This window comes from Pseudomonas sp. MYb60, from assembly GCF_002979555.1.
GTDB lineage: Bacteria > Pseudomonadota > Gammaproteobacteria > Pseudomonadales > Pseudomonadaceae > Aquipseudomonas.
In genome coordinates this window covers 114,985-130,187 of sequence record NZ_PCOZ01000007.1, presented here as the reverse complement: position 1 = coordinate 130,187, position 15,203 = coordinate 114,985, and the positions used below count along the sequence as shown (strand labels likewise).

The 15,203-nt window shown below is 61.9% G+C and carries 12 protein-coding genes; 6 read left to right on the top strand and 6 right to left on the bottom strand.

The window, feature by feature from the left end:
• Window positions 1-57: 57 nt before the first annotated feature.
• From CQ041_RS13945 to hrpA, 4 genes are all read right to left on the bottom strand, one after another.
• The gene (locus CQ041_RS13945) at window positions 58-303 is read right to left on the bottom strand and encodes an anti-sigma factor (protein ID WP_105523045.1); all 246 of its coding nucleotides are present in this window, start codon (window positions 301-303) and stop codon (window positions 58-60) included.
• Entirely contained in the window at window positions 297-911 is a 615-nt protein-coding gene (locus CQ041_RS13940; RefSeq protein ID WP_105523044.1) for an RNA polymerase sigma factor, read from the bottom strand. The genes CQ041_RS13945 and CQ041_RS13940 overlap by 7 nt, the downstream gene beginning before the upstream one ends.
• Window positions 912-996: 85 nt before the next feature.
• Window positions 997-2,118, bottom strand: a complete 1,122-nt coding sequence (locus CQ041_RS13935) for a beta-ketoacyl-ACP synthase III (protein ID WP_105523043.1) — start codon at window positions 2,116-2,118, stop codon at window positions 997-999.
• Between the two features lie 326 nt (window positions 2,119-2,444).
• On the bottom strand, window positions 2,445-6,356 hold the full coding sequence (hrpA, locus tag CQ041_RS13930; protein WP_105523241.1) for an ATP-dependent RNA helicase HrpA: 3,912 nt from the start codon (window positions 6,354-6,356) through the stop codon (window positions 2,445-2,447).
• A 281-nt stretch (window positions 6,357-6,637) separates the two neighbouring features.
• Here hrpA and CQ041_RS26185 point away from each other — a divergent pair, with 281 nt between their 5' ends.
• Window positions 6,638-6,901 carry a hypothetical protein gene (locus CQ041_RS26185; protein ID WP_146116062.1) on the top strand — a complete coding sequence of 88 codons (264 nt, stop codon included), beginning with the start codon at window positions 6,638-6,640 and terminating at the stop codon, window positions 6,899-6,901.
• Window positions 6,902-6,949: 48 nt separating this feature from the next.
• On the top strand, window positions 6,950-7,549 hold the full coding sequence (locus tag CQ041_RS13925; RefSeq protein WP_105523042.1) for a hypothetical protein: 600 nt from the start codon (window positions 6,950-6,952) through the stop codon (window positions 7,547-7,549).
• 65 nt (window positions 7,550-7,614) lie between these two features.
• On the opposite strand, the gene aceK is transcribed toward CQ041_RS13925, so the two are convergent.
• The gene (gene aceK, locus CQ041_RS13920; protein WP_105523041.1) at window positions 7,615-9,330 is read right to left on the bottom strand and encodes a bifunctional isocitrate dehydrogenase kinase/phosphatase; all 1,716 of its coding nucleotides are present in this window, start codon (window positions 9,328-9,330) and stop codon (window positions 7,615-7,617) included.
• Window positions 9,331-9,469: 139 nt separating this feature from the next.
• Here aceK and CQ041_RS13915 point away from each other — a divergent pair, with 139 nt between their 5' ends.
• The 3 genes from CQ041_RS13915 (at window position 9,470) to CQ041_RS13905 (ending at window position 12,896) form a co-directional block, all read left to right on the top strand.
• Window positions 9,470-10,354 (top strand): DMT family transporter, encoded by an 885-nt coding sequence (locus CQ041_RS13915; RefSeq protein WP_105523040.1) that lies wholly within the window; start codon window positions 9,470-9,472, stop codon window positions 10,352-10,354.
• Between the two features lie 74 nt (window positions 10,355-10,428).
• Window positions 10,429-11,220: a type II CAAX prenyl endopeptidase Rce1 family protein gene (locus tag CQ041_RS13910; RefSeq protein ID WP_105523039.1), complete on the top strand. Its 792-nt coding sequence runs from the start codon at window positions 10,429-10,431 to the stop codon at window positions 11,218-11,220.
• A 110-nt stretch (window positions 11,221-11,330) separates the two neighbouring features.
• Window positions 11,331-12,896 (top strand): PAS domain-containing methyl-accepting chemotaxis protein, encoded by a 1,566-nt coding sequence (locus CQ041_RS13905; RefSeq protein WP_105523038.1) that lies wholly within the window; start codon window positions 11,331-11,333, stop codon window positions 12,894-12,896.
• A 112-nt stretch (window positions 12,897-13,008) separates the two neighbouring features.
• Here CQ041_RS13905 and CQ041_RS13900 read toward each other — a convergent pair whose 3' ends face one another.
• Window positions 13,009-13,695 (bottom strand): alpha/beta family hydrolase, encoded by a 687-nt coding sequence (locus tag CQ041_RS13900; RefSeq protein ID WP_105523037.1) that lies wholly within the window; start codon window positions 13,693-13,695, stop codon window positions 13,009-13,011.
• Between the two features lie 79 nt (window positions 13,696-13,774).
• Here CQ041_RS13900 and ccoN point away from each other — a divergent pair, with 79 nt between their 5' ends.
• Complete coding sequence (gene ccoN / locus CQ041_RS13895) at window positions 13,775-15,199, top strand: cytochrome-c oxidase, cbb3-type subunit I (RefSeq protein ID WP_105523036.1); 1,425 nt, start codon at window positions 13,775-13,777, stop codon at window positions 15,197-15,199.
• The last annotated feature ends 4 nt before the right edge of the window (window positions 15,200-15,203 follow it).

Sequence of the window (15,203 nt, the reverse complement as noted above, 5' to 3'; positions counted from 1 at the left end):
GCCTCGAGGGGCGGATCGACTCCCCATCATCCGGTCGATCCTGCTCCGCGAGCCTGCTTACTCCCCGCCTTTGTGATCCTTGTTCCGCTCGTCAGCCAGACGCTGCGCCAAGGCATCGACACCCTCCACCGGCTCATCCGGCATCTGCTTCAGCGTCGCCTGCATCAGGCGCATCTGGCGAATGAAGCGTCGGCAGTTCGGGCAAAACATCAGGTGATGACGCACCATCAGACGCTCGCGAAAGGTCAATTGGCCATCGAGATAGTCACTGGAACGCGCCACTTGTTCTTTACAGGTCAACATTCGCCCGTCTCCTCAAAATGTTCCACCGTGGCGAAGACTTTCAACCTGGCACGGTGCAACAGCACACGCACATTGGAGAGAGAGAGGCTCAGAAGATTACAGATTTCTTCCAGCTCCAGGCCCTGGCGTTCACGCAGCACCAGCACCCCGCTTTGCAATTCCGACAGGCTCAGCAACGTATGTTCCAGACAGTCACGCAGCTCATCCTCGGTGAGCAGGGCTTCTGGGGTGTCCTGATGCCAGGCATACGGGGCGACGGCCCAGTGACCGTCATCGGGGGTGAAGCGGTCATCACCGATGGTGCCGTGGGGGGAAGGCAGGTCATCGAGCAGCACTTCGCGGCGATTCTGTTTGTAGCGGCCCTTGGCAGCGTTGGCGGTAATGGTCAGCAGCCAGGTCTTGAGGCTGGAACGGCCTTCGAACTTGCCCAGGTTGCGCACTACCGACAGCCAGGCATCCTGGACGATTTCATCGGCATGGCGCTGACCGACGATGGCATAGGCCACGGCACGCATGGCGCTCTGGTAGGTGCTGACCAGTTCCCGGTAGGCCCGCTGCTCGCCCTTGAGCAGGCGTTCAAGCAGGTGCGCGTCGTCCGCTGCTGCCATTGTCTACCTCAATGTCACGTTGAGAATGCGATCAATGTGGAAGCGAGCAAGCCCGCTCCCGCATTTGACCGCCTCGACCGATATTTCAGCGCTTGCGCAGGATCACGCTACCGATCGAGTACCCTGCGCCAAACGAGCTGAGCACGGCGACGGCGCCCTTGGGCAGGTCGTCCTGGTACTTGTGGAAGGCAATCACCGAGCCGGCCGAACTGGTGTTGGCGTAGGTGTCGAGGATCACCGGCGCTTCTTCCACTGTAGCCTCGCGGCCCAGCAATTTCTTCACGATCAGGTGGTTCATGCTCAGGTTGGCCTGGTGCAGCCAGAAGCGCTTCACATCGGCCACGTCCAGCTGATTTTCCCCCAGGTGCACGCCGATCAGCTCGGCGACCATCGGGCACACGTCGCGAAATACCTTGCGGCCTTCCTGCACGAACAACTTGTCCGGCGCACCAACGCCCTCTTCCGCCGTGCGGTTGAGGAAGCCGAAGTTGTTGCGAATGTTGTTGGAAAACTTGGTCAGCAGCTTGGTGCTGACCACGTCGAACTGATGTTCGGAGGTCGCAAGATCGGCGCGTTCGAGAATCACCGCCGTCGCCGCATCGCCAAAGATGAAGTGGCTGTCGCGGTCGCGGAAGTTCAGATGGCCGGTGCAGACCTCCGGGTTGACCATCAGGATCGCCCGCGCCTGGCCCAGCGCGATGCTGTTGGCGGCATTCTGGATGCCGAAGGTCGCCGAGGAGCACGCCACATTCATGTCAAAGCCGAAACCTTCGATGCCCAGGGCTTCCTGGACTTCGATGGCGATGGCCGGGTAGGCGCGCTGCAGGTTGGAGCAGGCGACAATCACGCCGTCGATATCGGCGGCGGTTTTGCCGGCACGTTGCAGGGCCTGTTCGGCGGCGCCGACAGCCATCTGACAGAGCACCGACCATTCGTCGTTGCTGCGCTCGGGCAGGCGTGGGGCCATGCGTTGCGGGTCGAGAATGCCGTCCTTGTCCATCACGAAGCGGCTCTTGATACCCGATGCCTTTTCGATGAACGCTGCGCTGGATTCGGTCAACGCCTGCACGTCACCGCGCTCGATGGCGGCGGCGTTATCGGCATTGAACTGCTGAACATAGGTATTGAAAGACTGCACCAGCTCTTCATTGGAGATGCTGTTGGCCGGGGTGTACAGGCCGGTGCCGCTGATGACGACGTTATGCACGGTCGTTCCTCTAAATCTGTCAGGCAGGGATATTGGTACCGTCGTACCAAACTGTAAGTAGTCCGATTCCGCACCGCGGACACCAAACTGGCATCGCTTTATTCCTTCGCGTCGCAGCCCTTCACGACGATCCCGGCATTTATAGGCGCGAAGTTTGCCACAAACCCTGGGATTTGGCGCCATATGCCAGATAAACACCCTCCGGCTTCCCTTGTAGGAGTGAGCTTGCTCACGAAGAATTCAACGACGCCGCGTTCGTCCAGACTGCCCGCGCTATCGTCGACGTTTTTCGCGAGTAAGCTCGCTCCTACAGGGGAGGCAGGTCTTCAGGCTTCTACTAGGCTCCATTGTTTGCTCAAGCGCTTGTCGGAAATCGGCACCTTGGTGCCCAGTTGCTGGGCAAACAACGACACCCGATATTCCTCCAGCCACCAGCGATACAGCTCCAGCTGAGGATCGCGCTTGCCTTCCTGGGCATGTTTTTTCAGGCGGTTTTCGTACTGGGCCCACAAGCCTGCCAGCTCGCCGCTCCACACCCGGTCCTTCTGCACCTGGCTGGGCAGTTTTTCCAGGCGCAACTCGATGGCCTTGAGGAAGCGAGGCAGCTCCTTGAACCACTGCGCCGGGGTTTCGCGCACGAAACCCGGGTACACGAGGTTGCCCAGTTGCTGCTTGATATCGTTCAAGGCCACCGCCTGGGCCAGGTCGATCTTGCCCTTGAAGCGCTTTTGCAGGCCGTGCCAGAGCTTGAGGATTTCCAGGGTCAGGCGTGCCAGGCGTTCGGCGTGGTCGGTCCAACTGCCACGCTTGCGCTCGGCCAGGGCGGCCAAACCCGCACCATCACGCGGCAGGCTGGTTTCACCTTCCAGCACGCAGCTGTCGAGGCTGGCCAACAGGATGTCTTCCACCAGCGCATCGATGCGGCCCAGCTCGCGGTACATCAGGCCCAGCTCGGTCAGGCCGGGCAATTTGCCGCGCAGGAACTTGGCCGGCTCCGCCAGTTGCTGCATGAGCAGGCGCTGCAGCGCACGGCGGTGCTGGAATTCAGCCTCGGCGGCGGTAGAGAAACGCCCCTCCTTGACCGTGCCGTTCTCTTCCACCAGCGCCGGGTACACCGTCATCGACAGCCCGGCGATGTTCTGCTGGGTCTTCTCGGCCACCGCCGCAAACACCTTGGCCTCCACCGGCTGCTGGCTTTTTGCCGTTTGCGGCACGGCCAGGGCGGCCTGGCTGGCTTCGGCGAAACGGGCAGTCAGCTCGGCCAGGTCGCGGCCCTCGCCGAGGAACTTGCCCTGGCCGTCGACCACTTCCAGGTTCATCTTCAGGTGGTTTTCCACCTGTTGCGCAGCTTCTGCCCAGGCTTCATCGCTGACGCGGGCGCCGGTCATGCGCAACAACTCACGGCCCAGTGCCTGGGGCAGCGAGCCTTGGGCGAATTCAATACGTTGCAAGGCCGCCTTGACGAAGTCCGGCACCGGCACGAAGTTCTTGCGCAGGGCCTTGGGCAGGTTGCGCACCAGGGCAATGCATTTGGCTTCGATAAGCCCCGGCACCAACCACTCCAGGCGCTCCGGTGGCAACGCCGGCAACAGCGGCGCCGGCACGCGCAGGGTGACGCCGTCACGGGGGTGATTGGGCTCGAAGTGGTAACTCAAGGTCAGCGCCAGGTCGCCCAGGTGCAGGGTGTCCGGGTAATGCGCCGCGGTGACTTCACTGGCCTCGCGAGCCAGCACGTCCTCTTCGCGCATGATCAACAGCTGCGGGTCTTTCTGGCTGTTGATCTTGTACCAGCTGTCGAACGTCGCCGTCTGGTGGATTTCCGCCGGCAATCGCGCGTCGTAAAAGGCGTAGAGGGTCTCTTCGTCGGCCAGGATATCGCGGCGGCGGGCCTTGGCTTCCAGCTCGTCGAGTTGCTCCAGCAGTTGCTGGTTGGCGGTCAGGCATTTGGCGCGCGACTGAATCTCCCCGCGCACCAGGCCTTCACGGATAAACAACTCGCGAGACACCACCGGGTCAACCGGGCCGTAGTGCACCGGACGGCGACCGACCACGATCAGCCCGAACAGGGTGATTTGCTCATACGCCACCACTTGCCCGCGCTTCTTCTCCCAGTGCGGTTCAAAGTGGTTTTTCTTGATCAGGTGCCCGGCCAGCGGCTCGATCCAATCCGCGTCGATCTTTGCCACCATCCGCGCATACAGCTTGGTGGTTTCCACCAGTTCGGCGGTCATCAACCATTGCGGGCGCTTCTTGCCGATGCCCGACGACGGATGAATCCAGAAACGGCGTTGACGCGCGCCGAGGTAATCGCCGTCTTCGGTTTTCTGGCCGATCTGGCTGAGCAGCCCGGACAGCACTGCCTTGTGCAGCTTGGGGAAATCCGCCGGCTCTTTATTGACCGTCAGCTGCATGTCGCGACAGATCAAGCTCAACTGGCGATGGGAATCGCGCCATTCGCGCAGCCGCAGGTAATTGAGGAAGTGCTTGCGGCACCAGTTGCGCAACGGGCTGGCTGTCAGTGCCTGGCGCTGTTCTTCAAAGCCGCGCCACAGGTTCACGAGGCCGGCGAAGTCCGAATCCGGGTCCTTCCATTGCGCGTGAGCCTGGTCGGCAGCCTGTTGACGCTCCGGCGGCCGCTCGCGCGGGTCCTGGATCGACATGGCACTGGCGACAATCAGTACTTCCTGCAAACTGCCGAGCTTGGCCGCTTCCAGCAACATGCGACCCATGCGGGGGTCCACGGGCAGGCGTGCCAGTTGGCGGCCCAGCGGGGTGAGCTGGCTGTTGCGGTCCACGGCCGAGAGTTCTTGCAACAGGTTGAACCCGTCGCTGATCGCCTTGCCGTCCGGCGGTTCGATAAACGGGAAGTCGGTGATCTCGCCAAGGCGCAGGTGCAGCATTTGCAGGATCACGGCGGCGAGGTTGGTGCGCAGGATCTCGGGGTCGGTGAATTCCGGCCGGCCGATAAAATCTTCTTCACTGTACAACCGCACGCAAATGCCCGGCTCGACCCGGCCGCAGCGGCCTTTACGCTGATTGGCACTGGCCTGGGAAATCGCCTCGATCGGCAGGCGCTGCACCTTCGCGCGGTAGCTGTAGCGGCTGATGCGCGCGGTGCCGCTGTCGATCACGTAGCGAATACCCGGCACGGTCAACGAGGTTTCCGCGACGTTGGTCGCCAGCACCACGCGACGGCCCGGGTGGGACTGGAAAATCCGCTGCTGCTCGGCCGGTGACAGGCGCGCATACAACGGCAGAATTTCGGTGTGCTTGAGCTGGGCCTTGCGCAGCATGTCGGCGGCGTCGCGGATCTCGCGCTCGCCGGGCAGGAACACCAGCACGTCACCGGGACTGCGGCGCTCGCTGCGCTCATGGGCGGCGATTTCATCGAGGGTGGCAAGGATCGCTTGATCGACGGTGAGGTCGTCCTCGACGCGGTTACCTTCCTCGTCCTGCTCAAGGGTCAGCGGGCGGTACCAGGTGTCCACCGGGAAGGTGCGGCCCGAGACCTCCACAATCGGCGCATCGTCGAAGTGCTTGGAGAAACGCTCAAGGTCGATGGTCGCCGAGGTGATGATGACTTTCAGGTCCGGACGCCGCGGCAGCAGGGTTTTCAGGTAGCCCAGCAGGAAGTCGATGTTCAGGCTGCGCTCGTGGGCTTCGTCGACGATGATCGTGTCGTAGCGTTCCAGGTAGCGGTCGTTCTGGGTTTCCGCCAACAGGATGCCGTCGGTCATCAGCTTGATCAGGGTGTTGGCGTCGCTCTGGTCTTCGAAGCGCACCTGATAGCCGACCAACGCGCCCAACGGCGTTGCCAATTCTTCTGCGACACGGCTGGCCACACTGCGGGCAGCAATCCGGCGCGGCTGGGTATGACCGATCAGGCCGAACTGGCCGCGACCGATTTCCAGGCAGATCTTCGGCAACTGGGTGGTCTTGCCCGAGCCCGTCTCACCGGCAATGATCAGCACCTGGTGCTTGTTCAGGGCATCTTTGATTTCATCGCGCTTGGCGGCAATCGGCAGGCTGTCGTCGTAGCGAATCACCGGCAGGCTCGCGCGCCGCGCCGTGACCTGGGCGCAGGACGCCTGCATGCGCGCCACCCATTGGGCCAACTTGTCCTCGTCGGGCTTCTTGCGCAGCTCAAGCAACTGCCGGCGCAAGCGGTGGCGGTCGGCGAGCATGGCGTGATCGAGGGTCTTGAGCAGTTGGTCGATGGTGGGCGCTTGGTCAGTCATCAGGGCGGTAAAGGTCTTCTGGATTGAGGCAGGCATGGCCTGCACAGCGTGTGAACGGAAAAACGTGGAGCGATTGTCGCAGATTTCGACAGCGCTGAAGACGGCCAGTCAAAAGCATCGACACTTTCACTCACTCCGTGACGAAATTTACTACGACGAATCGAGACTGACTCCCACAACCGTCTCACATAAATCTGATTTTTGACGCGTAACGGAACAGGCCCAATGAACGGGCCAGTCCTGACTGGCAGTTCATTGACAGCGAATCAAACGGAGCTCCGATGCCAATCAATTCGTCCACTTCCTCATCCAATCCGCCGAGCTACAGCGATGCAATGAGCGCACAGCCTCGATCGTCCGCCTCGCAACCACCGCCGCCCTATTTCCCGCCCAGCTACGAGCAAGCCACAACGGCTCAGGCGGAGCCGTCCAACAGCCAGGCATCATCCAGGCAAACCACCAACCTGACAGCTAACCGCGTCAGCTCTCAGCCCAGTGCTCAAGCCATGCGCGGCATGAACATGATGGGCGGGTTCTTCGGCTGACGGGCCCATTCCCCTTCTTCTGCAACGCATACAGCACACGAGATCCTTATGCCCATTGATTCCAATAGCTACGCCAACGGCAACAGTGGTGGTTCACACAGTTACGCCAACAAATATCAGTCTGTCGCGCCTGAAACCAATGCCTCCCACAGCTCCTGGCATAGCCCGGCACCCCGCGCGCAGTCCTCCAGTACCTATTCAAACGCCAGCTCATCGCAACCACTGCTCAATCAAACACCCACTTCATCGTTGAGCGCGGCCCAGCAAAACAATATCCAGGCGCTGAACCACCAGCGCACAGCCCTGGAGAATCTTTCTGGACAGTTTCCAACGGCCGCCATCCCCAACGGCTCTTACTCAAAAGCGGTGAACCTGACGGAAAAACGCATCACCCAGGAACAGGCTGGTCCGTCCGGCAGGAATCCAGTGGCCCAGTTCAAGCACCGCCAGGAGGTCAAGAAAACTGAAAAAGAGCTGGGGAAGGAGATGAAAAACGTCTACCGGCAAGCTGAAAACGTTCAGAAAAACGGCACCAACCAGACCGACAAAAACCGGGCGTCCAACCACACGGACACACTGTTGACCCTCGGCAAAGGCCAGTCCTGGCTCAAAGAAGTGCGTCACGAGAACAGTAAAAAGGACGGCTGATACAGCCACGTCGGTCGGGCCTGCCCCGGCCGGCACCCTTCCTGTGGCGTGGCGATGGGCACACGTCAGTGGCCCGCTCGACCAGTGCGTCGGTACGGGAACACATCGATCACTTTCCCGGCGCGAATCGCCTCTTGCAGCCCCTTCCAGTAATCCGCGTTGTACAACTCCCCGTGTAATTCATCAAACAACCTGCGCTGGCCGGCATCGGCAAACAGGAACGGCGGGAATTCTTCCGGAAACACGTCAAGCGGGCCGATGGAGTACCAGGGCTCGGAGGCCATTTCGTCTTCAGGGGTACGCGGCTGCGGGATGTGGCGGAAGTTGGCTTCGGTAAGGAAGCAGATCTCATCGTAGTCGTAGAACACCACGCGACCATGTCGGGTGACACCGAAGTTCTTGAGCAGCATGTCGCCAGGAAAGATGTTCGCTGCTGCCAGTTGCTTGATCGCCAGGCCGTAGTCCTCAAGGGCTTCACGCACTTGAGCGGGGTTGGCGTTATCGAGGTAGAGATTGAGCGGGGTCATGCGCCGTTCGGTCCAGCAGTGACGGATCAGCACGGTATCGCCTTCCACCTCAACGGTGCCGGCGGCCACTTCCAGCAGTTCGGCGAGGCAATCGGGCTCGAACTTGCTCAGGGGAAAACGGAAGTCCGCGAACTCCTGGGTGTCGGCCATGCGCCCTACCCGGTCCACGCTTTTCACCAGACGGTACTTTTCGATCACCGTGGCGCGGTTGACGTTTTTCGACGGTGAAAAACGGTCCTTGATGATCTTGAACACGGTGTTGAAGCCCGGCAGCGTGAATACGCTCATGACCATGCCACGCACGCCGGGAGCCATGATGAACTGATCATCGGTGGTCGCCAGGTGGTTGATCAGTGCGCGGTAGAACTCGGATTTGCCGTGCTTGTAGAAACCGATGGAGGTGTACAGCTCGGCGATGTGCTTGCCCGGCAGAATGCGTCGCAGGAAGCCCACGAACTCCGCTGGCACCGGCACGTCGACCATGAAGTAGGAGCGCGTGAACGAAAAGATGATCGACACATCGGCTTCGTCGGTAATCAGCGCATCGATCTGGATGCCTTGCCCTTCCTGGTGCAGCAGCGGGATCACCAAAGGCCACTGTTCATCGCGGGTATAGAGACGCCCCACCAGGTAGGCGCCCTTGTTGCGGTAGAGCACCGAGGAAAACAGTTCGACCTTGAGGTCCGGGTCCTTGCACACCCAATCCGGCAGGTTTTCCCGCAATTGGGCTTCAAGGCGCTGCAGGTCGCCGGCGAGATCGGCGTAGGGCTCGCTGAAGCCATAATCGGTGAAGACCTGCGCGAGCATCGCGTCAAGCTGGCCGGCGGGCGTGTAGGTGCGGGTCTGCGCCGCCCGTGCGCGGCGCAGGCTGGGGCGGGTGGTGTGGATGAACATGCAGCCGTCGCTGATCAGGTCATGGCTGAACAGGCCACAGAAGATCGAGTTGTACCAGGTCTCGGATAGCTCATCGTCGAAACGCAGGTCGATCAAGCCGATATAGGCACTTTTCACCAGGGGCCACAGGTCGATGTCCTCCAACCTGGCGGCCTGGAAGCTGCTACGCAGGCGGTCGGTGACTTCAATGACTTTTTCTTCGTACAGGTTGATGCGCGCCGCCGAGGCTGCCTGGCCCTGCTGCCACTGGGCCTTTTCGAAACGTTCACGGGCGCCGTCGGTGATCTGGCGGAAATGCTCACGGTAATCGTCGAAGCCATCGAGGATCATCCGGGCGATAGCGAGGGCAGACTGCGGCATGCGGGAAACCTCTACGGGCATCTGGAAGCCCTGAGCTTAGCCAGTGTAGCGAGACAGGAGAAGGATGATCTGTTGGCAGGGTTGTACAGTTTTGTGCGTTTAGGCAACACTCGCCGCCCCATTGAGCGAGGAATGCCGCGTGAGACCTGTCGACACCTTGTACCTGTTGGGGCTCGCTGCCATCTGGGGCGCGAGCTTCCTGTTCATGCGCATCATTGCCCCGGAAATCGGCACGGTGCCGACCGCGTTTTTCCGCGTGTCGATTGCCGCCGTCGGTTTGCTGGTGATGCTGGCGGTGATGCGGGTGCGCTGGGACTTCCAAGGCAAGTTCAAGACCGTGCTGGTGCTGGGGGTGATCAACTCCGGGATCCCGGCGACCCTGTACTCGGTGGCGGCCCAGGTGTTGCCCGCGGGTTATTCGGCAATCTTCAACGCCACGACGCCGTTGATGGGCGTGCTGATCGGCGGGTTGTTTTTCAGCGAGCGCCTGACCGCGTCAAAATTCGCCGGCGTATGCCTGGGCCTGTTTGGCGTCGGCGTGCTGACCCGTGCGGGGCCGGTGGCGTTTGACCTGCAACTGCTGACGGGCTCGCTGGCCTGCCTCGCAGCCACCACCTGCTATGGCTTTGCCGGCTTCCTTGCACGGCGCTGGCTCGACCAGCGCGGCGGGTTGGACAGCCGTCTTTCGGCCTTGGGCAGCATGCTCGGCGCCACCTTGTTCCTGCTGCCACTGTTCGCCTACAGCGCCGTCAGCCATCCGCCTGCCAGTTGGGGCGGCTGGCAGGTGTGGTTGTCGCTGCTGGGCTTGGGGTTGGTGTGTACGGCGTTTGCCTACGTCCTGTATTTCCGGTTGCTGTCCGCGATCGGGCCGGTGCGCTCCATGACCACCACGTTCCTGATCCCGCCGTTCGGCGTGCTGTGGGGTGCGCTGTTGCTGGACGAGCCGCTGTCGATGGCGCACCTGTACGGCGGCGTGTTGATTGCCGGCGCACTCTGGCTGGTCCTGCGGCCCAAGCGCGTGTAGCAGCGGCAAGGTTTCATGCGGGCGCTGGAAGCCGGTCGCTATAATGCCGGCCAGTTTTTCTCCAAGGATCTCCCGTGACCGCATTGCCCTGGCTGTACCTGGCGCTTCTATCCATCGGCTATGCCCTGGCGCTGAGCTATGGGCAACTCGGCGTGCTGGCGGCGGTGTCCGTGGCCCTGCTGCTGATCGCCGGTTTCGCCGTGCGCCAACAACGCAACCCGTGGGCGCGCTACCTGGGCCACGGACTGTTTATCGTGCTGGCCCTGAGCCTGGCGATGCACTGGCTGCCAGGCTTCTATAACGGCCGCGGCATCGACCCGCAGCGTTTGACCCCCGACGCCGTGCCCTTCTCGATGTACCTGAACCAGGACAAGCCGCTGATCGGTTTCTGGCTGCTGCTGGCCTGCCCCTGGATTGCCGCGCGGCGCTCCCTGCGCCTGTCGATCTGCGTCACCGCCCTGGCCCTGGCCCTCACCGCCATCGCTGCACTGGGGGGCGCGAGCCTGCTGGGTGTGATCAGTTGGGCGCCCAAATGGCCCGACCAGGCCTGGCTGTGGGTGCTCAACAACCTGCTGCTGGTGACACTGGTGGAAGAAGCGCTGTTCCGCGGCTATATCCAGGGCGGCCTGCGCCTGCGCTTCAAGCACCTGCCCTACGGCGAAAACCTTGCGCTGCTGCTGGCCTCGCTGCTGTTCGGCCTGGCGCACCTGGGCGCAGGCTGGCACTGGGTGTTGCTGGCAAGCCTCGCCGGGGTGGGATATGGCCTGGCGTTTCGCTTCGGCGGGCTAGGGGCGGCGATTGCCACGCACTTTGGGTTGAATCTGCTGCACTTTGGGCTGTTTACGTACCCGATGCTGGCCGGTTGATCCCCCCCTCCTGCCGGGAACAACATCGGGCGGCTGATTGTTGCAAAAACACGTTAAATAAACCCCCGCCACGGCCGATACCCCATCAAAGCCTTGCGGATTGAACAACCATGCGTAATAACCAACCCGTTACCCAGCGCGAACGTACCTTCCCCGCTCAGCAACGGTTGATCTCAACCACAGACGCCAAGGGTGTGATCACTTACTGCAACGACGCCTTTGTCGAGATCAGTGGGTTCACCCGCGACGAACTGGTGCGTGCGCCACACAACCTGGTGCGTCACCCGGACGTGCCGCCGGCAGTGTTCGCGCACATGTGGTCCACGCTCAAGCAAGGCTTGCCATGGATGGGCATCGTCAAGAACCGCTGCAAGTCGGGCGATCACTACTGGGTCAATGCCTACGTGACACCGGTTTTCGAAGGCAGCCAGGTGGTCGGCTACGAATCGGTACGCATCAAGCCTACCGCCGAGCAGATCCGCCGTGCCGAAGCGCTCTACCAGCGCATCAACCAGGGCAAGTCCGCCGTGCCCCAGCGCGACAAGTGGTTGCCCGTGTTGCAGGACTGGCTGCCGTTCATCCTGGTGAGCCAACTGGGCTTCATGATCGGCGCAACGCTCAACTCCCAATGGGGCTTTGCCCTGGCGGCGCTGTTGTCGGTGCCACTGGGCCTGCTGGGCCTGAGCTGGCAGCAGCGCGGCATCAAGCGCCTGCTGCGCCTGGCCGAGCAGACCACGTCCGACCCGCTGATCGCGCAGATGTACACCGACAGCCGTGGCGCCCAGGCGCGCCTGGAGATGTCGATCCTCAGCCAGGAAGCACGTCTGAAGACGTGCCTCACACGCCTGCAGGACACCGCCGAACACCTCAACGACCAGGCGGCGCAGTCCAACACGTTGGCGCACAACAGCTCCAGCGGCCTGGAGCGCCAGCGCGTGGAAACCGAGCAAGTCGCCACGGCGGTCAACCAGATGGCGGCCACCACTCAGGAAGTCGCCAGCCACGTGCAGCGCACCGCCGATGCGACCCAGGAAGCCAACCGCCTGACCGGTCGTGGCCGCGACATCGCCGGGGAAACCCGCGAGGCGATCCAGCGCCTGTCCGTCGCAGTGGGCGAAACCGGGGTGACCGTCACCCAACTGGCCAAGGACAGTGATGAGATTGGCGGCGTGGTCGATGTGATCAAGGGCATTGCCGACCAGACCAACCTGCTGGCCCTCAACGCCGCCATTGAAGCCGCCCGCGCCGGCGAAATGGGCCGTGGGTTTGCGGTGGTGGCCGACGAAGTCCGTCAACTGGCGCAACGTACCGCCGAATCCACCGGCCAGATCCACGCCCTGATCGCCAAGCTGCAACAGACCGCCAGCGCCGCCGTGCAAACCATGGACGCGGGCCATCGTCAGGCCGAGGAAGGCGTGGCGCGGGTGATGGAAGCAGACCAGGCGTTGGTGGGGATCAGTGAGGCGGTGGCGCATATCACCGACATGACCACGCAAATCGCGGCGGCGACCGAAGAGCAAAGCTCGGTGGCCGAAGAGATCAGCCGCAATATCAGCACCATTGCGCTATTGGCGGATCAGACGTCGGAGCAGGCGTTGAATTCGGCACAATTGAGTGAGGAGCTGACGCATACAGCGAATACCCAGTACTCGCTGGTAGAACGCTTTAACCGCTAGACCTTACCCTGTAGGAGCGAGCTTGCTCGCGAAAATCGCCAACGTTAACGCGGGCATTCTGGACGCCCGCAGTGTTCTCGGTTTTTTCGCGAGCAAGCTCGCGCCTACAAGGTCAATTCAAAAATGCCGCCACCCGCACCGCCGCAGCCTCCAAATGCTGCTCATGACTGAACCCTGAAGCTTTCAGCGGTTTCAAGTCATGATCCCCCGCCACCAGCCACATCACCTCGATGCTCGGCGACAAGTCATACCCCTCCACCGCCGCCCGATTACCCAGCGCATCCCGCTCGCCCTGCACGATCAACGTCGGCGTGATTAACCCCGCCAAATGCTCGACCCGAGGTTTCTCCGGCTTGCCCACCGCGTAGAACGGATACCCCAGGCACACCAGGCCATCGGCGCCCAAATCATCGGCCAGCAAACTGGCCATGCGCCCGCCCATGGACTTGCCGCCAATCGCCAGCTTGCCCGTGACATGACGTCGCACCTCGGCATACACCTCACGCCAGGCCTCCAGCAGTTTCGGCGCCGGGTTCGGTGGGCGTTTGCCGCCGTCCAACCGGCGCTGGGCCATGTAGGGAAACTCGAAGCGCAAGACGTTCACGCCATGCCCGGCAAGGCGTGCAGCCATGTCGTTCATGAAGGATGAGTCCATCGGTGCGCCAGCGCCGTGGGCCAGGATCAGCGTGACCGGCGTGCGTCCTGCAACCTTCGACGCGACATCCCACAGCCAGCCGCGTTCCTGCACACGCTGCGCCCATTGATCCCCGTCAATACTGGCCTTGTGCTCTTTGCCCATGCTTGCCTCGCTTTTTAGTCTGCCTATAACTCCAGCCCAAGTGCCGCATTCGCTTGGGTTGAACCGTGGATGGGGAACCATGAACACTACTTTAAGTACCGCCTATAACTACAAGGTGGTCCGCCAATTCGCCATTATGACGGTGGTGTGGGGCATCGTCGGCATGGGGCTCGGGGTTTTTCTCGCCGCCCAATTGGTCTGGCCTGCCCTGAACTTCGATTTGCCGTGGACCAGCTTCGGCCGCCTGCGTCCGTTGCACACCAACGCGGTGATCTTCGCGTTCGGGGGCTGCGCGCTGTTTGCCAGCTCGTTCTACTCGGTGCAACGCACCTGCCAGACGCAACTGTTTGCGCCAAAAATCGCCGCGTTCTGCTTCTGGGGCTGGCAGCTGGTGATTCTCCTTGCCGCCATTACCTTGCCGCTGGGCTACACCAGCTCCAAGGAATACGCCGAGCTGGAATGGCCGATCGACATCCTCATCACCATCGTCTGGGTGGCCTACGCCATCGTGTTCTTCGGCACGGTGATGAAGCGCAATACCAAGCACATCTATGTCGGCAACTGGTTTTTCGGGGCGTTCATCATCACCGTGGCGATCCTGCATATCGTCAACAACCTGGAAATCCCGGTCAGCCTGACCAAGTCCTACTCCCTCTACGGCGGTGCGACGGATGCCATGGTGCAGTGGTGGTATGGGCATAACGCGGTAGGCTTTTTCCTCACCGCGGGCTTTCTGGGCATGATGTATTACTTCGTGCCGAAACAGGCCGAGCGCCCGGTGTACTCCTATCGCTTGTCCATCGTGCACTTCTGGGCATTGATCACCCTGTACATCTGGGCAGGCCCTCATCACCTGCACTACACCGCACTGCCGGACTGGGCTCAATCGTTGGGCATGGTGATGTCGCTGGTGCTGCTGGCACCGAGCTGGGGCGGCATGATCAACGGCATGATGACGCTCTCGGGCGCCTGGCATAAGTTGCGCAGCGACCCGATCCTGCGCTTCCTCGTCGTCTCCCTGGCCTTTTACGGCATGTCGACGTTCGAAGGCCCGATGATGGCGATCAAGACCGTCAACGCCCTCTCCCACTACACCGACTGGACCATCGGCCACGTACACGCCGGCGCCCTCGGTTGGGTGGCGATGATCTCCATCGGCGCGCTGTACCACATGATCCCGAAAATCTTTGGTCGCGAGCAGATGTACAGCCTCGGCCTGATCAACGCGCATTTCTGGCTGGCCACCATCGGCACCGTGCTCTACATCGCCTCGATGTGGGTCAACGGCATCGCCCAGGGCCTGATGTGGCGTGCGGTCAACGAAGACGGCACCTTGACCTACTCCTTCGTCGAAACCCTGGTGGCCAGCCATCCCGGCTTCATCGTGCGGCTGGTGGGCGGTGCAGTGTTCCTAAGCGGCATGTTCCTGATGGCTTACAACACCTGGCGCACCGTGCGTTCGGCGCAGCCCGTCGTAGCCACTACCACTGCGCAGCTGGCCTGAGGAG

Excerpts from the sequence above, each read along its gene's own strand:
- hrpA (WP_105523241.1), bottom strand. The coding sequence starts at position 6,356 with ATGACTGACCAAGCGCCCACCATCGACCAACTGCTCAAGACCCTCGAT.
- CQ041_RS13945 (WP_105523045.1), bottom strand. The coding sequence starts at position 303 with ATGTTGACCTGTAAAGAACAAGTGGCGCGTTCCAGTGACTATCTCGAT.
- CQ041_RS26185 (WP_146116062.1), top strand. The coding sequence starts at position 6,638 with ATGCCAATCAATTCGTCCACTTCCTCATCCAATCCGCCGAGCTACAGC.
- CQ041_RS13940 (WP_105523044.1), bottom strand. The coding sequence starts at position 911 with ATGGCAGCAGCGGACGACGCGCACCTGCTTGAACGCCTGCTCAAGGGC.
- CQ041_RS13900 (WP_105523037.1), bottom strand. The coding sequence starts at position 13,695 with ATGGGCAAAGAGCACAAGGCCAGTATTGACGGGGATCAATGGGCGCAG.
- CQ041_RS13905 (WP_105523038.1), top strand. The coding sequence starts at position 11,331 with ATGCGTAATAACCAACCCGTTACCCAGCGCGAACGTACCTTCCCCGCT.
- aceK (WP_105523041.1), bottom strand. The coding sequence starts at position 9,330 with ATGCCGCAGTCTGCCCTCGCTATCGCCCGGATGATCCTCGATGGCTTC.
- CQ041_RS13925 (WP_105523042.1), top strand. The coding sequence starts at position 6,950 with ATGCCCATTGATTCCAATAGCTACGCCAACGGCAACAGTGGTGGTTCA.
- ccoN (WP_105523036.1), top strand. The coding sequence starts at position 13,775 with ATGAACACTACTTTAAGTACCGCCTATAACTACAAGGTGGTCCGCCAA.